The organism is Shewanella sp. 5S214, assembly GCF_041439795.1.
Classification (GTDB): Bacteria; Pseudomonadota; Gammaproteobacteria; order Enterobacterales; family Shewanellaceae; genus Shewanella; species Shewanella vesiculosa.
Genome location: NZ_JBGOOV010000001.1, coordinates 272,373 through 299,149 on the forward strand (window position 1 = coordinate 272,373; position 26,777 = coordinate 299,149).

14 protein-coding genes and 2 tRNA genes are annotated in these 26,777 nt (G+C 42.5%); 8 read left to right on the forward strand and 8 right to left on the reverse strand.

All coding sequences use genetic code 11. From position 1 onward, the window contains the following. The first annotated feature begins 84 nt into the window (after nt 1-84). From pabB to ACED29_RS01090, 4 genes are all read left to right on the forward strand, one after another. Complete coding sequence (pabB, locus tag ACED29_RS01075) at nt 85-1,506, forward strand: aminodeoxychorismate synthase component I (RefSeq protein WP_371696762.1); 1,422 nt, start codon at nt 85-87, stop codon at nt 1,504-1,506. 371 nt (nt 1,507-1,877) lie between these two features. Beyond that, nucleotides 1,878-2,561: a glutathione S-transferase family protein gene (locus tag ACED29_RS01080; protein WP_124014735.1), complete on the forward strand. Its 684-nt coding sequence runs from the start codon at nt 1,878-1,880 to the stop codon at nt 2,559-2,561. A gap of 326 nt (nt 2,562-2,887) precedes the next feature. After that, nucleotides 2,888-4,609: a phospho-sugar mutase gene (locus ACED29_RS01085; protein WP_371696763.1), complete on the forward strand. Its 1,722-nt coding sequence runs from the start codon at nt 2,888-2,890 to the stop codon at nt 4,607-4,609. Nucleotides 4,610-4,846: 237 nt separating this feature from the next. Further along, nucleotides 4,847-7,240, forward strand: coding sequence for a TonB-dependent siderophore receptor (locus ACED29_RS01090; protein WP_124014733.1), 2,394 nt, complete (start codon nt 4,847-4,849; stop codon nt 7,238-7,240). 356 nt (nt 7,241-7,596) lie between these two features. On the opposite strand, the gene ACED29_RS01095 is transcribed toward ACED29_RS01090, so the two are convergent. The 6 genes from ACED29_RS01095 to malQ all read right to left on the reverse strand — a co-directional run bounded on the left by ACED29_RS01095 (nt 7,597) and on the right by malQ (nt 19,859). Further along, nucleotides 7,597-9,327, reverse strand: a complete 1,731-nt coding sequence (locus tag ACED29_RS01095) for a glycogen synthase (RefSeq protein ID WP_371696764.1) — start codon at nt 9,325-9,327, stop codon at nt 7,597-7,599. A gap of 9 nt (nt 9,328-9,336) precedes the next feature. Continuing rightward, nucleotides 9,337-10,599 carry a glucose-1-phosphate adenylyltransferase gene (glgC, locus tag ACED29_RS01100; RefSeq protein WP_124014731.1) on the reverse strand — a complete coding sequence of 421 codons (1,263 nt, stop codon included), beginning with the start codon at nt 10,597-10,599 and terminating at the stop codon, nt 9,337-9,339. Nucleotides 10,600-10,694: 95 nt separating this feature from the next. Then, complete coding sequence (locus ACED29_RS01105) at nt 10,695-13,253, reverse strand: glycogen/starch/alpha-glucan phosphorylase (RefSeq protein WP_371696766.1); 2,559 nt, start codon at nt 13,251-13,253, stop codon at nt 10,695-10,697. After that, nucleotides 13,253-15,352: a glycogen debranching protein GlgX gene (gene glgX / locus ACED29_RS01110; protein ID WP_371696768.1), complete on the reverse strand. Its 2,100-nt coding sequence runs from the start codon at nt 15,350-15,352 to the stop codon at nt 13,253-13,255. Before glgX ends, ACED29_RS01105 begins: the two co-directional genes overlap by 1 nt. 48 nt (nt 15,353-15,400) lie before the next feature. After that, entirely contained in the window at nt 15,401-17,626 is a 2,226-nt protein-coding gene (glgB, locus tag ACED29_RS01115; RefSeq protein ID WP_371696797.1) for a 1,4-alpha-glucan branching protein GlgB, read from the reverse strand. Between the two features lie 10 nt (nt 17,627-17,636). After that, a complete protein-coding gene (gene malQ / locus ACED29_RS01120) occupies nt 17,637-19,859 on the reverse strand; it encodes a 4-alpha-glucanotransferase (protein WP_371696770.1) in 2,223 nt (740 codons plus the stop codon). 594 nt (nt 19,860-20,453) lie between these two features. Here malQ and ACED29_RS01125 point away from each other — a divergent pair. Beyond that, nucleotides 20,454-21,029: a CoA pyrophosphatase gene (locus ACED29_RS01125; protein WP_124014726.1), complete on the forward strand. Its 576-nt coding sequence runs from the start codon at nt 20,454-20,456 to the stop codon at nt 21,027-21,029. 93 nt (nt 21,030-21,122) lie between these two features. Here ACED29_RS01125 and ACED29_RS01130 read toward each other — a convergent pair whose 3' ends face one another. Further along, a complete protein-coding gene (locus tag ACED29_RS01130; protein ID WP_124014725.1) occupies nt 21,123-21,458 on the reverse strand; it encodes a hypothetical protein in 336 nt (111 codons plus the stop codon). 181 nt (nt 21,459-21,639) lie between these two features. Here ACED29_RS01130 and asnS point away from each other — a divergent pair, with 181 nt between their 5' ends. After that, entirely contained in the window at nt 21,640-23,040 is a 1,401-nt protein-coding gene (gene asnS, locus ACED29_RS01135; RefSeq protein WP_371696772.1) for an asparagine--tRNA ligase, read from the forward strand. Between the two features lie 147 nt (nt 23,041-23,187). Here the strand turns inward: asnS and uvrB are convergent, their stop codons facing one another. Continuing rightward, a complete protein-coding gene (gene uvrB / locus ACED29_RS01140; RefSeq protein WP_124014723.1) occupies nt 23,188-25,209 on the reverse strand; it encodes an excinuclease ABC subunit UvrB in 2,022 nt (673 codons plus the stop codon). A 1,307-nt stretch (nt 25,210-26,516) separates the two neighbouring features. On the opposite strand from uvrB, the gene ACED29_RS01145 reads away from it, so the two are divergent. Both ACED29_RS01145 and ACED29_RS01150 read left to right on the forward strand, forming a co-directional pair. Then, nucleotides 26,517-26,592, forward strand: a tRNA-Asn gene (locus ACED29_RS01145). Between the two features lie 23 nt (nt 26,593-26,615). Continuing rightward, nucleotides 26,616-26,691, forward strand: a tRNA-Asn gene (locus ACED29_RS01150). Nucleotides 26,692-26,777: the final 86 nt, after the last annotated feature.

Sequence of the window (26,777 nt, forward strand, 5' to 3'; positions counted from 1 at the left end):
TCGATTTAATATTAACTATTAAGGCCAATATGATACTCTTTCCATCCTTTTTGGGCTACATCACATTTTAGATAAGGGTTATCGATGTCTGCGCGGGCAAAAAACGCACTTTTTATGCAAAAACTGGATTGGAAAATAGACACTAAGGCGCTATTTTCACTTTTTAGCCACCAGCCATGGGCGACATTACTCGACTCCGCCAATGCGCCGCACCAAGATGCCACTTTCGACATTATTGGGTTTAATCCTATCGCAACCTTAACTAGCCATGACGGAATTTGCTCATTTAATGCTAAACATCCAAAAATAATCGCGCTTAATATCAATATCAATCAGCAAGCCAGTCCATTTGAAACATTAGCGCAACTGCATGCTCGTCTTTATCCTTGTGCGCAAGGATCTCTGCACCCTTTTAGTGTCGGTGCACTTGGGGCATTGGGTTATGATTTGGGTCGAGATATTGAAAACCTGCCTGAAATAGCGGTTAAAGATATTCATCTTAATGATATGAATGTTGGATTTTATGATTTCGCCCTGATATATGATTACGCAGAAAAGTCTTGGTACGCATACCATTTCGACGGCTGCGGCGCACTTGAGTATGAGTTGAATTTAATTCAATCAAAAATAGAGCATAATCTAAAACAGACATCCAGCTTGCCTGCTTTTCAATTAACCACACCATGGGTTAACCACATTAGCGCTGAACAATATCAACATAAGTTTGCACGTGTTCAAGAGTATTTGCTCAGCGGTGATTGTTACCAAATCAATTTAACCCAACGATTTGAGGCGCAATATCAAGGTAATGAATGGCAAGCTTACTGTGCATTATCCACGGCGAATCAAGGCCCTTTTTCAGCGTTTATACGCCTTGAACATCATTGTATTCTGTCTATTTCGCCAGAACGCTTTATTAAACTAAGCGACCAGCAGATTGAAACTAAACCGATAAAAGGCACGTTACCTCGACATCAAGATCCGCTTTTGGATCAACAAGCTGCAGCAGCATTACTTGCATCCGAAAAGGATCGCGCTGAAAATGTTATGATTGTTGATCTGTTACGCAATGACATTAGCAAAGTCGCGGCGCCCGGCTCGGTTAAGGTACCGACATTATTTGCGATTGAAAGTTTCCCTGCAGTACACCATTTGGTCAGCACCATAAGTGCCACACTGGCACAAGATAAAAATGCATTTGATTTACTCCAAGCAGCCTTTCCTGGCGGTTCAATTACTGGCGCACCAAAAATTCGCGCCATGGAAATCATTGAAGAGTTAGAGCCATCACGACGAAATGTCTATTGTGGGAGTATTGGTTATATCAGTCAAAACGGTAATATGGATACCAGTATTACCATTCGCACTTTAGTCACCGAAAATAACCGTATTTACTGTTGGGCTGGCGGTGGCATTGTCGCTGATTCAAATGCCGACGCTGAGTACCAAGAAAGTTTTGATAAAGTCAGCAAAATATTGCCTTTGTTGGCGAGTCTGAATCAGTAAAAACAGGTGTCGATAATCATTCGTTATACCAAGACTTACAACACTAGATGATAGCGATTGTTGACTTGTCAGCAATCGGATTGTTTTTAGTGCTGCCGCGTTATTGATTACTTACCTGAAATAACGCCCTGTCATAGCCTCTACTTTAGATAAAACAGTCACACACTGCTTAAAACAACTCCTAAAAAAGATAATCAGGCTTTAAAGGCCATCGCTTTCACTGCAATCAAGTTACAGTGCTCTCCCGTATATTTAATTACATAATAACAATACCCTATCGTCTTCCTATCAATTTTGAGCGATCGATCAAATTAATTTGAGCATTCGTTCAAAAACTGTTTTAATACACTTCTTACTTATAAGGAGTTCACATGATTAAATTTTATTTCCATCCAGGCCCTAACCCAATGAAAATTGCGCTGTTCCTTGAAGAAACAGCTCTCGAGTTTGAGCTCGTGCCAGTGGATACCTTAAAAGGTGAGCAACATACTGCGGAGTTTAAAGCGATTAACCCCAACAGCAAAACCCCTGCTATTGAAGATAATGGCGTGCGCGTATTCGATTCAAGTGCCATTCTTTTATACCTTGCAGACAAAACAGGTCAATTAGCTGGCAAGCCTGAAAATCGAGGGGAGCTATTATCTTGGTTAATGTTTGTCGCCACTGGTTTAGGACCTTATTCTGGTCAATGTGTACATTTCACCCACCATGCACCTGAGAAAATAGCTTACGCTACAAACCGTTATCAACGTGAAACTCAACGTCATTACCAAGTCCTTGACGCACATCTTAATAACCGTGAGTTTATCGTGGGTGATGCATTGAGCATTGTCGATATTGCTGCATGGGGTTGGGTTGATAAAATCGGCTATGTATTAGGTCAAGATGCACTGGCCACTTACCCGAATGTTCAACGCTGGTTTAACAGTATCAACAATCGTCCAGCCGTTGCACGAGCCAGAGACATGGGTAAAGATATTGTATTTAAATCAGAATTTGATGAAGCCGCAAAACGTGCTTTTTTCCCACAAAATTATGCTGCTGAAACAAAATAGATTTTGATCCTGTCACAAAAAGGCTTGTTGATAACCCTCACAAGCCTTTTTTGTATCTTGTCTAGGCGACAATGCTCTTGCTTGTAATGCACGCTTAACGCTATGGATTTGTATATTCACTTTAGAGGTTGTAATACTTGCTTTAGAGGTTTCATATTTAGCGGCAACTGTTTGTTTATAGACTAATGATTACGTTCAAGCATGTAGACTAAGCGTAGAAATCATGAATACAAATTGTTATTTTTATTCATTTGGTAACGAATTCACTTGTTCTCGTGGCGCGATTTTCCTACTGTTATTGAAAATGATTATCAATGAGGTGATTCATGAATACCCATCTTCAACATCAAATTAACCATTGGCTCAACAAAGACCCCGACCCAAAAACTCGCGCGCAACTGCAAGCACTCATTGATTCAAACAATGAAACTGAACTTGCCGCTCGCTTTGCAGGCCGTTTAGCCTTTGGCACTGCAGGGCTTCGAGGTGAAGTTGGTGTTGGGCCAATGGCGATGAACCGTTTAGTTATTCGCCAAACCACTGCCGGTTTGGGTGCTTACTTACTCGAGCAGATTAACAATGCTGCCGAGCGCGGTGTGGTAATTGGTTACGATGGTCGCCACGATTCTTATGATTTTGCCCACGATGCGGCGAGTGTACTAACTGCCATGGGCATTAACGTGTACTTGACTCATAAAGTTGCCGCCACGCCATTAGTCGCTTTTGGGGTAAAACATCTTAATGCTGCCGCGGGTATTGTGGTAACAGCCAGCCATAACCCACCACAATACAATGGCTATAAAGTCTATTGGGAAAATGGCGCACAGATTATTCCACCTCACGACAGCGGAATTGCTGCCCAAATCACTCGTGCAGCCACTCAAGCTATGCCGTTTTTAGCCTTAGATGATGCCATTGCACAACAAAAGCTGAATTGGTTGCAAGACGATTTTTACCAAGCCTATCGCCAGGGAATATTTGATGCCAAAGAGCTGCAATATCGCAATGGCCAAGATAAAGTCAGTTTAGCGTATACCGCAATGCATGGTGTGGGCGCCGACATGGCTGAAACTGTGTTAAAAGATGCTGGATTTACTCAGGTGTATTCGGTAGCCGCGCAACGTGAACCTGATGGTGACTTTCCGACAGTTAACTTCCCCAACCCGGAAGAAAAAGGCGCCATGGACTTAGTGATTGCTGAGGCAAAAAAGCACAAGGCGACTCTGGCTTGTGCCAATGATCCTGATGCAGACCGCTTTGCTGTTGCTGTACGTACAGCAGATGGTGAATATAAAATGCTAACTGGCGATCAAGTCGGGGTTTTATTGGGTCATTACTTACTCAGCCACGCCCCTAAAAATCAACAACTCAACGGCACAACCATAGTGTCATCAAGCCTATTGTCTAAAATCGCCTCTGAGTTCGGTGCCCAAAGCTACACTACGCTAACAGGTTTTAAATGGCTGATGAATGTCGGTATTAGTCAGCATCAACAAGATAACCAATTTTTATTCGCGTATGAAGAAGCACTCGGTTATACCATAGGTAACTTAGTGTGGGATAAAGATGGCTTATCGGCCATTGTTGCCTTTGCGCAACTCACTGCAGAGCTTGCCGCCAATGGCCAAACCATCTGGGACAGATTAGAACAGATTTATCGCCAACACGGGTTTCATCTTAATGCCCAAGTCAGTATTGCGCTTAAGCCTGACACCCCCAATATTGGTGAGTTTTTACGTGAAAACCCACCACTTACCATTGGTGAGTTCGCTGTGGTGTCTAGCGATGATTTAAAAAGCCTACAGCGTACTTGCGCCGATGGCAGCAAACACGCCATTGATCTGCCCAGCAGTGATGTATTAATTTATGCTTTAGCAAATGGCGCACGCGTAATAGTTCGTCCCTCTGGCACTGAACCTAAAATTAAGTGCTATTACGAAATAGTCGAAACCATGACCAATACCGATACTTGGGCATCAGCACAAGATCGCGCCGAACAAGCGATGGCAGCTTTTATCTCATCCCACCAAGCAAGCTTACCCAACTAAGAGCCGCTTAACAGCAATCACATCATCTACAATAAATGCCTGTGACTGATCGCAGGCATTTATTGTTTGCGCGGTTTAATGGTTAATAAATGAACGCCACTAAGTGTTCAACTAGACCAGAGTGTCATGACATATGACTGATTAGACTAACTAAGTCAGCAGTTAGTACTCCTATGCATCAGCGAAAATGTCCTATAATGTTACAAAGTTTACTATAACGTTATCGCAGGATTACTAATGTATAAAAGTCTCGTTTGTTTGGCCGTTATTGGCAGTATTTCAGCTCCTGTAGCCATCGCTGCAGAGGAAGGTGAAAACCTAGAGCGCATTCAGGTCATTGGCTCGCGTATCGCCCTTCGTACCGCTACAGACAGTGCAACACCTGTCGATATTATTACCTCCGAACAACTTGAAGCCACCGGGATTACTGAAACGGCCAAAGCATTACAATTTGCGGCACCAAGTTATAGCTTCCCATTTTCATCAATTACCGACGGCAGTGACGCTGTGCGTCCAGCAAGCCTTCGCGGGATGTCACCGGATCACACCTTAGTGTTGGTTAATGGTAAACGCCGTCATGGTTCGGCATTAGTGCATTTGGCCGGAACCTTAGGCAAAGGTTCGTCAAACGTTGATTTAAATGCTATTCCGATGACAGCCATTAAGCGAATTGAAATTTTACGTGACGGTGCCTCTGCACTTTATGGATCTGACGCTATCGCTGGGGTGATTAACGTTGTACTGAAAGACAGTGACCAAGGCGGCAGCATTACGACTCAAGTAGGTCAAACCTATGAAGGTGATGGTGAACAAGTTCGTTTAGGCGTAAACCAAGGCTTTAGCTTCAGTGACGAAGGTTTTGTGAACGTCTCTTTAGAGGCTCATCAGAAAAACTCCACCAACAGAGCGGGCTTTGATACTCGCCAGCAATATCCAACATTAGCCGACGGCAGTCCTGATCCCCGTGAAGCCACATTCGATCGTAAAAACCATCATGTTGGCGACAGTGACTATGATAACTACGGCTTATTTTTGAATGCTGAACAAGGGTTAGATACCAAGGGTAAGCTTTATGCCTTTGGTGGCATTAGCAAACGTAACTCAAGTTCAGGCGCTTTTTATCGTCGCGCACTTGATTCTCGCAACGTGATTGAAGTCTATCCAGACGGATTTTTACCGCAAATAAGCCCAGAAATTATCGATTACTCTTTAGTAACCGGTTATGAGTTTGAGTTGGGGAAATGGCAAGTTGACTCATCGGCTGGTTTTGGTAGCAACAGTTTTGAATATACCTTAGAAAACAGTATCAATGCCTCGCTCGGCCCTATTAGCCCAACAAGCTTTGATGCAGGAACTCTGTCTACCAGTGAACTTAATCTTAATGTCGATGCTTCAAGCTACTATGATTTTGCTAATGACTCAGACTTATTAGTCGCGATGGGCGTGACATGGCGTCAAAGTGGCTATCAAATTGATGCAGGCCAAGAAGAGTCGTATATCAAAGGCGATTACCAAGGGAAATCCGGCGGTAGCCAAGGTTTTGGTGGTTTTACCAAAGAGTCTGAAGTCGATGAAGACCGCACTAACCTGGGACTGTATATTGAACTAGAAAACCAACTCACCGAAGATTTTTATTGGGCAGCAGCAGTGCGTTATGAAGATTACTCTGACTTTGGTAGCAACACCAGCTGGAAGCTATCTGGCCGTTATGAGCTGACGGACAGTCTGGCACTTAGGTTAACCACCGACACGGGGTTCCGTGCACCCAGTGTGCAGCAACTGTATTTTACTAACGTATCGACCTTTTTTGATCCCGATCCTGTCACTGGTGAGTTTATTCCTAGAGAATCAGGCACCTTTAATCAGTTATCGCCGATTAGATCAGAGTTAGGTATTCCAGATCTTAAAGCTGAACAATCACATTCTTATAGTGCAGGTATTGTTTACACGGGTAATAATGGTTTTGCAGTCACATTAGATGCTTATGAAATTAATGTCGATGACAGAATCATTTTATCAGGCGCTATAGATAAAGAAAGTTCACCGGCGATTGCCGCTATCCTTGAGGGCACCAATGCCGACTCGGCTCGCTTCTTTATGAATGCGGTTGATACTAAAACTCAAGGCGTCGACTTAGTTATCACTCAAGGGATAGACCTTGGTGAATTTGGCGATTTAAAAGCCAACCTAGCCTACTCATACAAAGAAACTGAAATTGAGTCCATTTCGTTGCCTTCAATCCTCAATGGTTTAGAAGACGAGCTATTTGATAATATTGAAGTTGTTCGCATGACTGAAGCCAATCCTAAAAACACTGCTAACATTGGCTTTACGCATCAGTATGACGACTTCACTACCAACTTACGTTTCAGTTATTTCGGAAACTACACTGTGGGTTATTCATCAAGTGAAGTGGAATATGGCTCAAGATGGACCACAGATTTAAGTACTCGTTACCGTGCAACCGATAATCTCGCCGTCACCTTAGGGGTACAAAACCTGTTTGATACTTATCCAGAGAAACGTCCTGAGGATAATAACTTTAACGGAATTTTCATATACCCGCTCACCAATACTCCATTTGGGTTTAATGGTGGTTACTATTACTTGGATCTTCGCTATACCTATTAGTCACTAAACTAGTAACACAAGACGGTATATTTATTGGTCATAGCACGATATCAGCAGCAGACTCATGAGTCATCAAACGGACAACATCGTTCGATGGCTCAGCACAACGCTTCGAGATAAAGTGCACCATATAAAGTCGTCAGCTATTTAGCAGGTCAAGCTTAAGTAGTTATTGGAAGACAAAAAAGCCAATCAATTTGATTGGCTTTTTTATTGGCTAATTGAGAAATTGCGGCTATCAATACAAAGAGTGCCAAGAGCTGCCTGCTACTCGTTTGCTAATAATTTGAGTAACCGGTTGAGTGCTACCTAGTCACATTATCCAATATGATTCGCTTGGACACTGACTGGATAGCTCAATTGCTCACATATAACTTTTCAATATACTGTTTAGCAACCTCATCCCAGGTAAATCGTTGTTTGGCGGCATTTTGTTTCACTTGCTTCCAAGTATCACTGCCAAATAACTCGAGCACTTGAGTAAAACGTTCAACCAAGGCTTCACCTTGTGTCGCCAGTGTTGCACCGTTAAATACCCAGCCACTGACATTATCTTCAATCGTATCATTGAGCCCCCCGACGCCATGAACTAAGCATGGTTGGCCTGCCCGCATCGCGAGCATTTGACTGATCCCGCAAGGCTCAAATGAACTGGGCATTAAAAACAAGCTGCCCAAGCGATAAAGTTGCTCAGATAAAGCTTCGTCATAACCATGTAAAAACACAAAGTTATCATAACGTGCTGCGGTAGCTTGTAATGCATTAGCAATATTCACATCACCACTACCAAGTAACATAAACACGCCATTAGGTTGATGTTTCTTGAGTGATTCGAGAATAGCCTCTAACACTGTTTTCGCCGAGGCATGAATTTTAGTGGCGTGAGTAGGGTTAAAAGGCTGCAACAGAATCAACACTTTTTGTTCTGTTAAACGCCCAACTGAGGTCAGTAAAAATCGTTGCTCATCATCTGACACACTGCTTTTTAGGGCGGTTAAGTGATGATAGTCGGCTAATATAGTCTGCTTAGATTGATTGATCCGTGTTAACGCAATGGAGTCTAATACACTCAGCTGGCTTGTTTTAGTTTGCCACTTAATGACGGCATTCTCAGCTTGAAGTAATAACGCCCAATACTCGCTCTGCTGAGTAAGCTGGGCTTGATTAGATTTATGGCTAACATCATCATAAACACAGCCATTAATGATCCCAACCACATTACCTTGTAAAGACTTAACCACTAAATCGGCCTCTAACCCTTCGCCACCAAAAAAGCCTTTGTGATAGTCAGATGGCATTAACACCTCTTGCGCATAACTGGGCGACACTAAATGCACTTTGTCACTGAGTACAATGCCCATGCGCATCGGATTAACACAATTGCTGTAACGAGGGTCAAATATACTGGTATCGGCAATAAGGTTTAATTTACCCACATATTGCGGAAACCAATGGGCAAACGATGAATCATCGCCAATAAAAGGCCGGATCCCTTGTAAGGCCAAATTGTGAATGGTAAACACACAAGGTAATGCTCTCAGCGCAGAAAAATCATCTACGCATCCACGCAGCATGGCAACCATTGCACTGTGCCAGTCATGTAAATGCAACACCTCAAACTGTGGTAATAATTTATTCACCAAGCACGTGGCCACACTAAGAGAAAACAGTGCAAACTTGGTTGCATCTTCGGCAAACGGTCTGTCTGCCGAACCACTGCAATACACTTGGCCTTGGTGATTAAATAGCGGATGATCAAATAGATAGATTTGAGCTACCGCGTCATCCCATTGATCTTCAGCCACATTAAGGATGGCATCTTTATGTTGTGGTCTTGGCAAGCGATAAACCGCTACAGTATGGCGCTGGCCAGCAAAATCAACTTCAACATCAGCCATGTGTGCGGCATGATAATGTGGCGCTAAGAAGCCATAATTTGGCATGGCCACATCGGCTATTACGCCGCATTGTACCAATGCTGGCGGCAAATCACGGATGACATCCGCCATGCCCCCAACTTTAGCGCCATGCAGTGCATCATTTTCTGCTGCCACCAGCAGGACTCGTTTTACACTCGCAGGAGTCATCTAGGATCCTTATTCAAAGCCAACCGCTAAACCTAACATTTTGCGGGTTACCAAGGTAATGCCTTTTTCTGACACCCTAAAACCCCTCGCCTTGTCATGTTCTTGATTATAACCAATCGACATGCCTTCAGGAATAATACAACCCCGATCTAAAATGGCATTTTTTATTTTGCAATTCTTCAGTACCACCACATCGGGTAATAATACCGAATCTTTGACTGAGGAATAAGAACACACACGCACTTCGTCAAATAGCACGCTTCGTTTCACTTTGGCACCAGAGATAATACAACCGCCGGAAACGATTGAATCAACTGCCATACCGCGGCGATTATCATCATCAAACACAAACTTAGCCGGTGGAAGCTGTTCCTGATATGTCCAAATTGGCCACTTAGCATCGTATAAATTTAATGCTGGTGTTGGCGACAATAACTCCATATTCGCTTGGAAAAATGAATCTAAGGTACCCACATCGCGCCAATAGGCTGGCTCATCAGACACTGAAGTTGTAAAAGGAAACGCGAACACATTATGTGTTTTGATAATTGCTGGAATAATATCTTTGCCAAAATCACGATCTGAGCTTTCGTTATTGGCATCTTTTCTTAATTGTTCGAACAAAAATTTAGTATTAAAAACATAGTTGCCCATTGAGGCTAAACACTTTTCTGGATCAGTTGGGGTTGGCTTAGGCTCTGCGGGCTTTTCTTCAAAACCAATGACCCGATTATCACTATCAACTTCCATCACCCCAAATGCACCTGCCGCTTCTGCAATTGGGGTTTCTAAACAACACACAGTCATATCGGCACCCGACTCAGCATGAGCGGCGAGCAAACCAGCATAATCCATGCGATAAATATGATCGCCAGATAAGATCATCACATACTTAGGGATTTCATGCCGAATAATGTCAATATTTTGAAATACCGCATCGGCAGTACCTTGATACCAGTTACCAGATGTTTGCTGTGACGCAGGTAAAATCTCAACCGATTCCCCTAGTTCCTTTTTGAAATGACCCCAGCCACGAGTAACATGCCGAATTAAAGAATGTGACTTATATTGCGTCACCACTCCCACTCTTCGTATTCCTGAGTTAATACAGTTTGATAACGGAAAGTCGATAATGCGATACTTACCACCAAAATAAAGCGCAGGTTTCGCACGCCAGTCGGTTAATTCATACAACCGAGAACCTCGACCACCCGCTAATATCAACGCATAGGTATCACGAGTTAAATTACTAATATAACGAACATTACTCATAAGCAGACTCCATTTGGCTATTCAACTTAGCCACCAATAAACAAACATTAATCTACGATTTACGTTAATTACAGCGTCGCTGCACTTTCCTTGTATTACTTTTTCATCCATATTTCATCACGGTAGCCCGCTATGGTGTTGTCGCTTGAAAAACGCCCACTGGCGGCAGTATTTCGAATACTTATTTTTTGCCAGCTATCTTGATCAAGATACGTCTTAGCGACCTGCTCTTGTGCTAAACAATAACTGTCAAAATCAGCAGCGGTCATCCACTGATCATTAGGATCAATAATTGAAGCGATAATGTCGTTAAAAATACCCGGTTCGACCAAATTAAAATGGCCACTTTTTAGCATACTCATCACCCCATTAAGGGCTGTTGAATGCTCAACAATGTGTTGCGGTTGATAATTTATCCGCGCTTGAGCGACTTGGTTAGCATCTAAACCAAATAAGAAGAAATTATCATCACCCACCTCTTCCAGCATCTCAATATTGGCGCCATCTAAAGTACCAATCGTTAAGGCTCCATTCATCATGAATTTCATGTTTCCTGTGCCCGATGCCTCTTTACCTGCTGTAGATATTTGCTCAGATAAATCGGTACCTGGACATATTTTTTCCATGGCACTGACGTTATAGTTGGGCAAAAATGCCATGCGTAAATGTGGCGTGACCAAAGGATCGGAATTGACCATATGAGCGACATTATTAGCCAGTTTAATAATTTGCTTGGCCATGGCGTAACCTGGTGCGGCTTTGCCTCCTATGAGTACACAGCGTGGCACCATATCTTGTGTATCGCCACTTAAAATACGGCGATATAAATGAATCACATGAAGGATATTCAGGAGCTGACGTTTATATTCATGAATACGCTTCACTTGCACATCAAACATCATTAGTGGGTCAAACTCAACATCGCATTGCTGCTTCACAAATGTGCTTAGCGCTTGTTTATTTTCAAACTTAATTTGCGCCCATTCTTTAACGAACTGCTTGTCACTGCTAAAAGCATTAAGTGCGGTAAGACGAGATAAATCATTGATCCATTCGTCACCTAGACGACGGCAAATAAGTGCCGATAACTTAGGATTACAATACGCAAGCCAACGCCTTGGGGTAACACCGTTGGTTTTATTATTAAATTTATCGGGCCACAATTGATAAAAGTCATTAAACAGCCCTTGTTTGAGTAACTGAGTATGCAAGCCCGCCACACCGTTAACTGAAAAACTGGCAACAATGGCTAAATATGCCATCCTAATATGTTGCTCGGGGCCTTCTTCGACAATCGACATGCTGGCTAACTTTTGAATATCTCCCGGCCAATGGTGAGCCACTTGTTCTAAATAACGAGCATTAATTTCGAAGATAATTTCGACAATGCGTGGCAACATGTTTTTCATCATAGGTACCGACCAGCGCTCTAACGCTTCGGGCAGTAAAGTATGATTGGTATAGGCCATAGATTGACTGGTAATCGCCCATGCGGCATCCCAACTCAAACTGTATTTATCCAGTAACAGTCGCATTAACTCAGGTACGGCAATGCTGGGGTGAGTATCATTAAGCTGTAACACGTTATGTTCACTGAACTGGCTGAAGTCTTCACCAAATTGACTAACGTAACGGGCCAGTAAATCTTGCAAACTGGCTGATGATAAAAAGTATTGCTGGCGTAGTCGTAATTCTTTGCCATTCACACTCGAATCATTTGGGTATAAAACCATGGTGATTTGTTCAGCCAAATTTTTAGTGGCAACGGCTTCAGCATAATCGCCCTCGTTAAACTCGGCTAAATCAAATTCGTCATTGGCTTCGGCTTTCCATAAACGCAGTGTATTGATACGGCCATTCTTAAATCCTGGGATTGGCATATCATAAGGGACAGCTAACACGTTTTGCGTATCTGCCCACACATGATGTCGATGTCCATGCTTATCAACATAAGTTTCGGTATGACCAAAAAAAGGCACGCTAACAATACGGTTAGAGAGGCGAACTTCCCATGGGTTACCATGACGTAACCAGCGATCGGGACGCTCTACTTGATAACCATCGACAATCTTTTGCGCAAACATGCCATATTGGTAACGAATCCCATAACCAGTAACCGATAAGTCTAAACTCGCACAACTGTCTAAAAAGCATGCCGCTAAGCGCCCAAGTCCACCATTACCAAGACCAGCATCTTGTTCAACTTGCTCAATATCTTCTAAGCTGGTGGCGTATTCGGTTAACACCTGTTGGGCATCAGCAGTAATGTCTAAACTCAACAATGCATTACCTAGAGCTCGGCCCATTAGAAATTCAAGTGATAAGTACGCAACCTGTTTTTGTTGATATTGATTGTCTTTAATCCGTGTTTGACGCCAGTTATCGAGCATTTGTTCTTTAACGCTTTGCGCCACGGCATTAAAAAGCTCATGTTGTTCATGTTCGTCACGACATAACCCGTAGCGGATATGTCGGGCAAGTGATGCCGATAAATTGTCACAGGGTTCACAAGGATCATGATGAGCACTACCGACCTTGTCAGCTTGCGAGGCCGCCACGACATTTTCTTTACTCGTCGCCTTAGTGCTAGCTTTACTGCGACTGGCACGCACAGTGGTTTTTTTTACACTGGCGTTATCTTTTGCTGTGGTCATCAATGACTCCTAGTAAATTCGGTATGAAATAGCATTAAACTACGACTGATTACATTCACTTGCTTATTAGCATCGACTTCGGGTTCACTTTCTTGGGTATGCAGTAAGCAATGCCAATGGCGAAAATGGGGTAATTGCGGCAGAGTAAATTGGTGGGGCAACTCATCGACATTAATCATCAATAATAACGCTTCGGTACTTTCCGCCACCGCACCAATGTCGGCATCCGCTAGATTACCGGTTAAAATCACGCTTAAGGTACGGGTATGATGTTCACACCAATTTGATTTATTCATCACCTCACCTTGGCGGTTAAACCAAGCTAAACCGTTATCAAATAAGGCTTCTGGTTTATGAATAAAAGCTTGGTGACACAGCATAGGAAAGCGTTTGCGCAAGCTGATCAACTGCGCAGTAAAATTCACTAACGACCAATCTATTTGCTCCCAGTCAAACCAGCCGATAGGATTATCTTGGCAATAGGCGTTATTATTGCCTTGTTGTGTTTGACTTGATTCATCTCCCGCCAACAACATGGGCACGCCCTGAGACAACAATAAACAGGTTAATAAATTGCGTTTTTGTCGCGATCGAATGGCATTAATCGCTTCATCGGCAGATTCACCTTCAATACCATAGTTGTAACTGCAGTTTTCTTGATGACCATCACGGTTATCCTCACCGTTAGCCAAGTTATGGCGATCGTTGTAGCTCACCAAATCATGTAGGCTAAAGCCATCATGACTGGTGATAAAATTAATACTCGCCGCAGGGCCTCGGCCGTTATGTTCAAAAAAATCACTCGAGCCATGAAATCGCTTGGCAAATTCAGGTAATAAACCACTATCCCCACGCCAAAAACGGCGCATTGCATCACGGTAGCGATCATTCCATTCACTGAATGCCACTGGATAATTACCGAGCTGATAACCACCGGGGCCAATATCCCAAGGCTCGGCAATGAGCTTAACCTTGCACAATACTGGGTCTTGGGTAATAGCATCAAAGAATCCACTTCCGGGATCAAAACCATAAGCCTCACGGCCAAGACAACTGGCGAGATCAAATCTAAACCCATCGACGCCCATAATTTCGACCCAATAACGCAAAGAGTCCATGACTAACATTAATACTTGCGGATGATTGAGATTAAAGGTGTTACCACAACCAGTATCGTTAATATTAAAGCGCTTATCATTAGGCAATAAACGGTAATAACTGGCATTATCGATACCGCGAAAACTGTACGTCGGCCCTAAATGGTTTCCTTCGGCAGTATGGTTAAATACCACATCGAGGATCACTTCAATCCCTGCGGCGTGAAGTGTTGAGACCATTTGCCTAAACTCAGCAATATCACCCTCATCAGATAAATAAGCAGAATGAGGCGCCATAAAGGCAATACTGTTATAGCCCCAATAGTTATTGAGGCCTTTTTCAATCAAAAAAGGCTCATCGAAAAAGCCATGCACGGGCAACAACTCTACGCTGGTAATACCAACATTTTGTAAGTAATCGACTATCGGCTTGCTCGCTAGGCCCGCAAAGGTGCCTTTTTTTGTTGCATCGACCTGTGGATGTTGTTGAGTAAACCCCTTTACATGGGTCTCATAGATAATGCTTCGAGCCAGACTAATATTGAGCGGTACGATTGGAATGTCTTTAACAAACTCATAATCGATCACTTGTGCTTTGGGCAAATAAGGCGCGCTGTCTTGAGTATCAAATGACAAATCTTCATCAAGGGCATTAATGTCATAACCATAGACCGCCGGATGGCATTTTAGCTCTCCAACCAGCTTTTTTGCATATGGGTCGAGGAGCAATTTATGGTGATTAAAACGATGGCCAAGCTGCGGTTGATAGGGCCCAAAAACGCGATAACCATACAAAAGCCCAGCTTGAGCATTGGCTAGATGACAGTGCCAAATTTGCCGTGTTTTCTCAGTCATAATGTACTGAGCAACCTCAATTTCCCCCGTGGCATCAAAGATACACAACACCACTTTGGTGGCATGTGCTGAAAATAACGAAAAATTCACTCCGCTATTATCAACCGTCGCTCCCAGTGGATAAGGATAACCGCTGCTTATACCCATAACATGCCCTTTTGAAGTCAAACCCTGCTGTTTTAACATGTTGCACTATTATGGCAACTCATGCGGTTCCGGTGCCCAAATACTGCATCCCAGTGGTGGCACTGTAATCACTAAACTGTAAGGCATGCCTTGCCATTCTGTTGCTTGTATTTCATACGTTGCATCATTGACAACATGACTGCCGCCATAATGACGGTGGTCACTGTTAAGTATTTCGTTATAGGACTGGTCGGTTGGCACCCCAATTCTAAAGTGGTGAAAAACCTGTGGCGACATGTTGACCACAATCACCACAGGTTGTTGTTTATCAATACCAAAACGACAAAATACTAAAATGTTATCGTCGGCATTATTGCAGTCGAGCCATTGAAAACCATCACTATAGTGATCGCGTTGATATAACGCAGGATATTGCTGATAACACTGATTGAGATCGCGTACCCAATCTTGCACGCCTTGATGCGGCGTATAGTTTAATAAATGCCAGTCAAGGCTCTGGTTATGGTTCCACTCGTTGCGCTGAGCAAACTCATTGCCCATAAACAATAACTTTTTGCCCGGATGTGCCCACATGAAACCGTAATAAGCGCGTAACGTAGCAAATTTCTGCCAATCGTCGCCGGGGATTTTATGTAATAACGACCCCTTGCCGTGGACCACTTCATCATGACTAAGCGACAAAATAAATTGTTCGGTAAAGGCATACACTAAGCTAAATGTCAGCTCACCATGGTGATAACGTCTGAACAAAGGATCGCTGCTGATGTAACGCAGTGTGTCGTTCATCCAGCCCATGTTCCATTTAAAACCAAAACCTAAGCCGTTATTACTGGTCGCTTGAGTCACGCCTGGCCACGCAGTTGATTCCTCAGCGATCATATTAATGCCAGGAAAACATTGGTACATGCGCGCATTAAGCTCCTGTAGAAAGCTGATAGCTTGAAGGTTTTCTCGGCCACCCAGTTCATTGGGGATCCATTGGTCGGCTGTGCGGCTGTAATCGAGATATAACATCGACGACACAGCATCAAGGCGTAAACCATCAAAATGGAATTCGTTTAGCCAGTAATAGGCGTTGCTGTATAAGAAACTGCGTACTTCGGCGCGACCATAATTATAAATTAGCGTATCCCAATCAGGATGCTCACCTCGGCGCGGATCTTCATGTTCATATAAGCAGCTACCATCAAATCTCACCAGCCCGTGTGGATCTCGAGGAAAGTGTGCGGGTACCCAATCAAGCAATACTGCAATACCTTGTAAATGGCATTCATCGATAAAGGCTTTAAGACCATTAGCGTCGCCAAAGCGATAGGTAGGCGCAAATAACCCGACAGGTTGATAACCCCAAGAACCGTCAAATGGATACTCACTGATTGGCATCAATTGCAAATGGGTAAAGCCCATTTCTTTGACATACGGCACCAGTTCGGCAATGAGCTGTGAATAATCGGTGTAATCTTGACCGTCATCACCACTACGACGCCATGAGGCTAATTGCACTTCATAAATAGACATAGGTTGAGCATGAGGCTCACGGCTAGCTCGTTCAGTTAACCATTCGCCATCTTGCCAGTCATAATGATCAAAATTAGGGATTTTTGACGCATTGTGCGGCGACGGTTGCATGGCAACGGCATAGGGATCAGATTTAATAATCTCATTGCCATGAACATCGCAAATAGCGAACTTATAGTGTTGATCAGGTTCAACATCTGCAATAAAAATATCCCACAACCCACTCGCAGGATGGTGGCGCAACACATGGCGTTTTTTGTCCCATAAGTTAAAATCGCCCACCACAGCCACTTGCTTGGCATTTGGCGCCCACACACAAAAATGCACACCTTTAACATCATGATGCTCGCGCCAGTTAGCCCCTTGAAAATGATAAGTTTGTAACTGACTACCTTCACCGAATAAATACACATCATCAGGATTGAGTAAACTATCAAACTGATAAGGATCATTGATGAGCTGTTCACACAATGGGTATTGCACTCGCAATAAGTAAGCAAAAGGTTTCACTCTGCGGCCCATTTTACCGGCAAACAAACCTTGTTGATTAACCTGTTCAAGACTGGCCACTTTACGGAGATCTTTTGCGTTTAACACATCGATACTCAGTGCACCGGGAAGTAAGCAACGAACAATTAATCCTTTATTATCACTACTACTGTGCATACCAAGTAATGAAAACACGTCAGTGTACTCACCATTTAATAAGGCTATTTCACTATCTTGCTGAAAATACGGGGTCGCTACAGTCATAATCAGTGATCCATTAATGGCCGAGTGTATCGGATGAGGGAATGTTTACAGCACTAACGCTGCTTCGGGCGTTGCTGCGAGATTGTCGTGCACAAGCTATCGCTTCAAGACGTTGTTGTACTTTAGGACTTTGGGACATTTGCTTAATAGACAAAGGTAACCTGCGCTGCCAGTTAGGGAACTCTTTCCAAGTACCAGGAATATTAACCCCATGCTTATCAGCGACTAAGTCACTTAATTGCACACTAAACAATTGTGCATTGCCTTTGGCGGCAACACTTATCCAAGCCAGTAACACACTGTCAAACTCTAATTCATCCACTGAAGATGTGGGCAGTGGTAACTCAAACGCATGTTCGCGGATAAGTAAATCGACTAATTGTATTTTTTCTTGCTGACGCTGCGCTAAAAGCTGCTGTAATTTATCATCGGTTTCGATCAAATTAAGCTGACGTCGTAGACGTAAATCGTCGCCAGACCACCACGCAAATAATGTAGGAACATCATGATTAGCTAGCATCATCAAGCTCTGGCGCTTGTGTTCTTGTGGAGACTTGAAGCCGTGATAATCTTTACAGAAATAGAATAATTCGTTCGAAAAAATACCCGCGTCACGCAAACAAGCCACTATTTCTGGCGGAACTATGCCTAAGTCCTCACCAATAACGACACAACGCGCCCGTTGGCTTTCTAAACACACAATAGCTAGTAAGGTTTCAAGCGGGTAATAGACATAGCTGCCATTGCCTAAATCGTCCTGTAACGGCCACCACCATAGACGCAGCAACCCCATGACATGGTCGATCCTCAAGGCTCCGCAACTTTGCATATTACTGCGAACCAGTTGGATAAAGTGGCTAAAGTCATGTTGTTTTAATTTGACCGGATCAAATGGAGTTAAGCCCCAATTTTGGCCTTGCTCGGCAAACGGATCTGGCGGCGCGCCGATACTGGCGTTATCGCAAAAAAAATCAACATTTGCACTCACCTCCGCCCCATGGCTAATGGCACCAACAGCTAAATCACGGATCAGTCCAATACTCATGCCGCACTGCTTCGCATTAAGCTGACAAGCTTGTAATTGCTCATTGGCAATGAACTGTAAATATAAATAAAACCCAGCATCATGAGTGAAATTTTTAGATGCCAATTTCAATTCCATGGTGACAAATTGCATTAATGCAACGTCATCTTGTTCTATGAATGCCAAATACTCTTTAAATCTGGGGGTTTCATACTTAACATGGTCCAAGCAAAATATTTGATACAGTTTTTCAAATGCAGCATATTTTAACTGCTGAACTTCATCATAGTTAATCAAATGAGCTTGATTGAGGATCTGTCTTTTTTGTTGCCATTTTTGTGATAATAACTCCCCATCAAGGGCGTTATATTCACCAACGGCTTCAATTTGTATGTATAAGGGATTTAAACGCCGACGATCCGTTGGGCTATATGGACTGGGATTATCTGGCTGGCTGATGTCTAAAGCATGAAGTGGATTAAGCAGAATAAAATCAGCACCAGCATGAGCCGCGTAATCAATCAGTTCGGCTAAATTGCCAAAATCGCCTATGCCCCATTGAGCATCATTACGTAATGCATAAAGCTGCGCATTCAGTCCCCAAAACTGTTTATCTGTTTGTGCTAAACGACCTTGATAGGCCATAGATGGAGAGACCATTAATTGCCCATGCAACACATCAGGATGAGCTGGATCATTGATAAAGGATAAACTCAATGAGTAGTATCCTAACTGCAGGCTGGGATGAACGAAAAATAAGCGATACTGACAATAACGCTGACCGTTAATATGGTATTCACCGACAACAATACAGTCATTGACCTGTGCAGAGATCGAGATAGAGTGTGCATTTTCACCGTGGATCTTGATGCTAAAAGCACCTGAGTCACGCTCTGGTAAGTAAATATCAACATGAGGCTTATCAATTAAACACCATTGAAAGTTATGCAGTGGCTTTAACCAAGGTTGGATATCGAGCTGGCTGATCTTAGCTGCAACCTGTGACTCTGATAATGGTTGATGATAAGACTCATTGAGATGACATAACGCTTCGCTATGACGGCTAAAAGCATGTTGATGACCTGAAGATGGTAACAACATTGTGGTTAAAATACCCTGCCTGTCCTTAGCGGGTATATGAACAAGATTACCGAAACAATCGATAAACTCTGCCCCTACGCCTTGCAAATACAGTAACTTTTCTAGCTCCATATTTGTCCTCCTCGCGTGAATTAACTACTGAAAATACAGCAGTTACCATGCCAGTTAATCATAACAAATTGACTACAGATTAATGGCAGTAAAATGACAAAACATATTACTTATAAATCAGATGGTTAATTAAATTCAATTTAACAAATATTGTTACTTGTGACGCTCATCTGCGATTAGTTATCGCACAGAAATAGTGCAGAAGATACAAAAAAAGTGCATAACATCATAAAGTTTGCTTTGCTATTGCCATAAAATAGCGCAGCTAAATAGAAGAGACTTCCAGATGAATTAATGATCATCAGTAGACCACTGATTAGCCACCTGTAGCATTTGCCTGCTATTGATGAAAGATTAATAAAATAGGAACGAAATATTGATTTACTATAGACGGGGTATTGAATGGTATTAAATTTATAACAGGTGTTGTTTTTCTATAAGATATCTAAGCCCACTCATATCGAGCATTGTGGTAAAATGCCACCATTAAATGGCTCCGTTATGCTGGTTAAGCTTTGGTAGATACCATCGAATGATTGTGACTATTTACGACTAAAACAACCAGATATAATAAATAGGATCCAGACGTTACCAATGAATAAACACGAATTCACTTTACGCTATAACTTACATCGGCTGCGCTCAACCATCACCTCTGCGCCCAAATCATATCTTGGTCGTCAAGCCGCGGTGTTAATTGCAGTAATGGAAGTCGATCAGCAACTGCATATTATGTTAACTCGGCGTCCTATGCATTTACGTCACCATCCTGGTCAAATCAGCTTTCCTGGCGGTAAAGTTGAGCCAAATGATAGGGATATTATTCATACGGCACTGCGCGAAGCGCACGAAGAAATAGGATTACAGCCTGAAAATGTCGATATTCTAGGGATTTTTCCTGCGCACAAAACCTTTACTGGTTTTGAAATTACCCCTGTGGTAGCGATGGTAAAGCAGCCTTTTGAATTGGTGCTAGATCCTGGTGAAGTTGAAGATTGCTTTTTGGTACCACTCAATTTTTTTATTGAGCGCAGCAACCGCCATAACATGTTTCATTATCGTCATGGGGCAAGGTATCAAGTTCACTTTATGCCTTTTGAAGACAAGTTTATTTGGGGGGTTACCGCCGCCATTATCGACTTATTGTGTCGTCATATCGATGTCAATTAAGCCTATAACATTGGCGATTTAAATAAAAATCCAATTCAACACCCAAACGGTAACCACTTTTATTGGCTTCTGCATGAGCATTAATCTACACATCTACACCACGTAACGAATGTACAAACCCGCAGACACTGACACCAAAAACAACAACGGAATATTAACCCAAAACCCTATGCGCGTAGTGGCCTTAGCATAAAAATTTACCAGCAGGTTGAGAAAACTAACACCGGCACACCACCAAATTAGGTATTCTAATTTAATGGTTAACTGTGGATCCCAGTTCAAGCGGACCGTGGCACCCTTACTCAAAAAGTACCCTACGGCTCTATCGGGTCTGGCTTCGCCAAAGATAATCAATGCATAAATGGCTAAGCTCCAGCCTAATAATGACAAAATAGTCAACACCACTTGTATAATACCTAAACGAGACATGGCCTTTTCCTTGGTTAACGAGAGAATACGAGGCTAATTCGCCAAATATTTAATCGACTTACTCAAAAGTATCACAATAATCTTTATAGAATAGCGTTTTCAGCTTGAGAAAAGCCACCAGCAAGGTAAGATAAACCCAAATTTTATATTTATATTCTATACGTTGGAGAATAAAGCAACAATGAGCATTGCATCTGTCGCTTCTGTATTTAAAGCTGAACACGCCGTTGGTTCACATGTCACTATACGTGGCTGGGTAAGAACTCGTCGTGATTCAAAAGCGGGTATCTCTTTCTTGGCCGTTTATGACGGTTCATGTTTCGACCCTATTCAAGGTGTCGTGCCAAATAGCCTAGCCAATTACAATGACGATGTATTGAAATTGACTGCAGGCTGCTCTGTTGTGATGACAGGTGAAGTGGTAGCCTCTCCAGGTGCCGGCCAAGCATTTGAATTACAAGTATCTGAAATCGTAGTGACTGGATTTGTTGATGATCCAGATACTTATCCAATGTCGGCTAAACGTCATTCTATTGAGCATCTTCGTGAACTCGCCCATTTACGCCCACGTACCAATATTATTGGTGCTGTAGCTCGAGTTCGTAACTGTTTATCGCAAGCAATCCATCGTTTCTATCACCAAGAAGGTTTTATCTGGGTATCTACCCCACTTATTACCGCTTCTGATTGTGAAGGCGCAGGTGAAATGTTCCGCGTGTCAACGTTAGACATGGAAAATCTTCCACGTACTGACGCAGGTAAAGTTGATTACGATAAAGATTTTTTCGGTAAAGAAGCATTCTTAACCGTATCGGGTCAGTTGAACGCTGAAACCTATGCTTGTGCATTATCCAAAGTGTATACCTTTGGCCCGACTTTCCGTGCTGAAAACTCCAACACAACTCGCCATCTTGCAGAATTCTGGATGGTTGAGCCTGAAGTGGCGTTTGCTACATTAGACGATGCGGCTGAGTTAGCGGAAAAAATGCTTAAGTTCGCTTTCAGTGCGGTACTTGAAGAGCGTATGGATGACTTAACCTTCTTTAATGAGCGTATTGATAAAACCGTTATTGAACGTTTACAAGCCTTTGTGAGCAGTGATTTCGCCCAAGTGGATTATACTGATGCGGTTGAAATCCTTAAAAAATGCGGTAAGAAGTTTGAATTCGCAGTCGAATGGGGTATCGATCTACAGTCTGAGCACGAACGCTACCTAGCTGAAGAACACTTTAAAGCACCTGTGGTAGTAAAAAACTACCCGAAAGACATTAAAGCTTTCTACATGCGCTTAAATGATGACGGTAAGACAGTTGCCGCTATGGACGTGTTAGCACCAGGCATTGGTGAGATCATCGGTGGTGCGCAACGTGAAGAGCGATTAGACGTACTTGATAAGCGTTTAGCTGAAATGGATTTAAGCCAAGAAGATTACTGGTGGTATCGCGACTTACGTCGCTATGGCACAGTACCTCATGCAGGCTTTGGTCTAGGTTTTGAACGTTTGGTATCGTACGTTACTGGCGTTAACAACATTCGTGATGTTATCCCGTTCCCACGTGCCCCACGCTCAGCCAGTTTCTAATTAGCTCAATAATATGCAACAACAAAAACGCGCCAATTGGCGCGTTTTTTTATGAGCAGTTTTAGAATAATTTATCGATGCAGTTGTTTGTGATCACATGAGACTCTTCCCCATCTGGCAGCAGACAGGGATTATATTTTCAACTTGTTAGCTATTAACAATGATCAGATCTCGTAAATGTTTAACGTCGTCACGCACAGCTGCTGCTTGCTCAAACTCTAAATTTTTAGCATGTTCATGCATTTGTTTTTCAAGTTTATCAATTTGATGACTCAAATCAGCAATACTGGTGTATTTAGCGCGCTCTTCTGCGACTTCAGCAAATTTAGAGTGATTTTTACGTGTACCTTTACTGAAGTTGCTATCACCAACATCCATCACATCTGTAATACTTTTCACCACACCTCGCGGCACAATCCCATTGGCCACATTGTGTAGATGTTGTTTTTCGCGTCGACGCTCCGTTTCCCCCATGGCTTTAGCCATTGAGTTGGTTATGCGATCTGCATATAAAATAACTTTGCCGTTAACATTACGGGCCGCACGACCAATGGTTTGGATAAGTGAGCGTTCGGAACGTAAAAAACCCTCTTTATCGGCATCTAAAATACAGACTAATGATACTTCTGGTAAATCTAAGCCCTCACGTAATAAGTTAATCCCAATCAGTACGTCAAAACGCCCTAAACGTAAATCTCGGATAATCTCAACCCGCTCAACGGTATCAATGTCAGAATGCAGATAGCGCACTTTTATGCCATGTTCATCAAGGTATTCACTCAGATCTTCTGACATCCGTTTGGTCAATGTGGTAACCAGCACCCTTTCATTCACCGCCACACGTTTGTGGATCTCAGACAATAAATCATCAACTTGAATACCCACTGGACGCACTTCTAAAACAGGGTCGAGCAACCCCGTAGGCCTTACCACCTGCTCTGCTATCTCTCCGGTACTTTTTTCAAGTTCATATAAACTAGGTGTCGCAGAAACAAAAATAGTTTGCGGCATTAATCGCTCAAACTCTTCGAACATTAATGGCCGATTGTCCAATGCAGATGGTAATCGAAAGCCATACTCTACTAAGTTCATTTTTCGGCTTCGGTCACCTTTGTACATAGCGCCGATTTGCGGCACTGTGACATGTGATTCGTCAATGATCAGTAAACCATCTGCAGGAAGGTAATCAAGTAAAGTTGGTGGACCATCTCCAGATGATCGACCGGATAAATATCGCGAGTAATTTTCAATTCCAGAGCAGTAACCCAGCTCGACCATCATTTCAATGTCATATTGGACCCGTTCAGTGATCCGCTGAGCTTCAATCAACTTATTGTTATCAAGTAAATACTGACGGCGTTCTCGTAGCTCTTCCTTTATCTCTTCCGTGGCGGCAAGAATTTTTTCTCGCGGGGTAACATAGTGGGTTTTAGGATAAATAGTGGTGCGTGCGATGCGCTTGTTAATCTGTCCAGTCAAAGGATCAAATTCGCTTAAGCGTTCAATTTCATCGTCAAACAATTCAATTCGAATCGCTTCACGTTCAGATTCTGCCGGAAAAATATCAATCACTTCACCACGAACTCGATATGTGCCGCGTTGTAATTCAATATCATTGCGTTTGTATTGCAATTCACTGAGTCGGATGAGGATGTCCCGTTGCCCCATAAAATCACCTTGGCGCAAATGTAATAGCATCTTCATATAAGAGTCGGGATCACCTAAACCGTATATAGCTGATACCGAGGCGATGAGCACCACATCTTTACGCTCTAAAAGCGCTTTAGTGGCCGATAGACGCATTTGCTCTATGTGAGCATTCACAGATGCATCTTTTTCTATAAAGGTGTTAGACGCAGGAACATAGGCTTCAGGTTGATAGTAATCGTAGTAGGATACAAAATATTCAACCGCATTATGTGGAAAAAACTCCTTCATCTCACCATAGAGCTGAGCTGCAAGGGTTTTGTTAGGCGCCATGATAATAGTTGGCCGCCCCATTTGCTTAATGACATTGGCGATTGTGTATGTTTTACCTGATCCAGTAACGCCGAGTAGCGTTTGGCTAGCCACACCAGATTCTAAACCATCAACTAATTTTTTTATCGCTGTAGGTTGATCGCCGGCGGGTTCAAATTTGGACTCTAGGGAAAAAACGGACTCTGACACAACACGGCTTCCTATTTTAATTAACTGTTTATGATATACCCAAAAACAAGCAAATGGCGATATAAAATATCATTGCACAGCTTCTCTTATCATTTAAAGCTATGCCCAAATGAACCCTAAAAGCGCATTATAGCCATTAATTGGGGCATGTTTTATTCAGATCAATATCAGCGACTTAGCACTGTAATGTGACAAAATAAAGATCCTAAAGTGAAAGTTATAAACAAATGGATAAGGTCATGATTAAATCACTGTAATACGCCGAAAAACTAACTTAAATCATAATTTAATACACAATCTACTGTCCAAAGAGATTACAATTTTGCAACTGAGAGAACAGTGACAAAAGAAAGTTGTTGATTTTTGTATCTAGTTGATTAAATACAACTTAACTTATCGCTAAATAATTGTACCAATTTAAGTCCGACTCAAGCGCAATAAGGGGTTGCCGCTCATTTACATAAGAAGTCCACAAGTTTATCCACAGATTTAGTGGATAAGTCAATAAAGTTCAATACTGCTGCGGGGTAGCGACCAAGTGAGTTTCATAAAAGCGTAAGAAATTTGTGATGAAATTTAATTACATTTGCAGATTAATACGAAAGATAGCGACAATAGTTCACCTATTGGGTCAAGAACAGCTAAATTCGATAATCTACAATTACTTTAGCAATCGATTGAATATCGATCAAGCTTGCGATCCCATCTCTGAGTCATCTACTTTCGATACACATTTCATTAATGTTAATCTTCATTCTCTTAAATACATTAGTTAAACTGAGCTAGCTCTTAGCCGAAATATCAGCACTTGAATAATCACTTTATTATGATGAGGCATCAAGATGGAAATCATGAGATGGAGTTAAGCGGCATGAGTGAGCGGTGCTACAGTAAAAGTGACCACAAACGTGATCTCAAGAGATTGGCTAAGTAGTCTAATGTATCAACGCACAATTTATTGCTCGATATATGCTTATTGAGAGACTTTGTCGCTAAAACTTGTGCCACTTTCTGTTACAAAGAGATAAATCAAGTCAGTCGAACAAATTTCAACCACAAACTACCTACTCCCCAAAGAAATTGACATAAACAGCATCGTTAGTGTTCGACAATAGATTTTATGAGTAAGTGATTAATTTTGTTTTCATTGTCAAAATATCACCACAAACGAGCAAAAGTCGTTCACGATGTGTGTTTGGTAACCAATTAGTCACATAAATGCGTTTTTTTTTATAACTCGAGTTGACTCAGTTACCAGAGCGTTTTACTATGCGCTCCGTTCTCAGCAATACATTGCTAAAAACGCTTCCCCAGTAGTTCAGTTGGTAGAACGGCGGACTGTTAATCCGTATGTCACTGGTTCGAGTCCAGTTTGGGGAGCCAATATTTACCGTTATCGAAACGATTCCCCAATAGTTCAGTTGGTAGAACGGCGGACTGTTAATCCGTATGTCACTGGTTCAAGTCCAGTTTGGGGAGCCATCGAGATAACACATTTGAAATAATACGCTTCCCCAATAGTTCAGTTGGTAGAACGGCGGACTGTTAATCCGTATGTCACTGGTTAG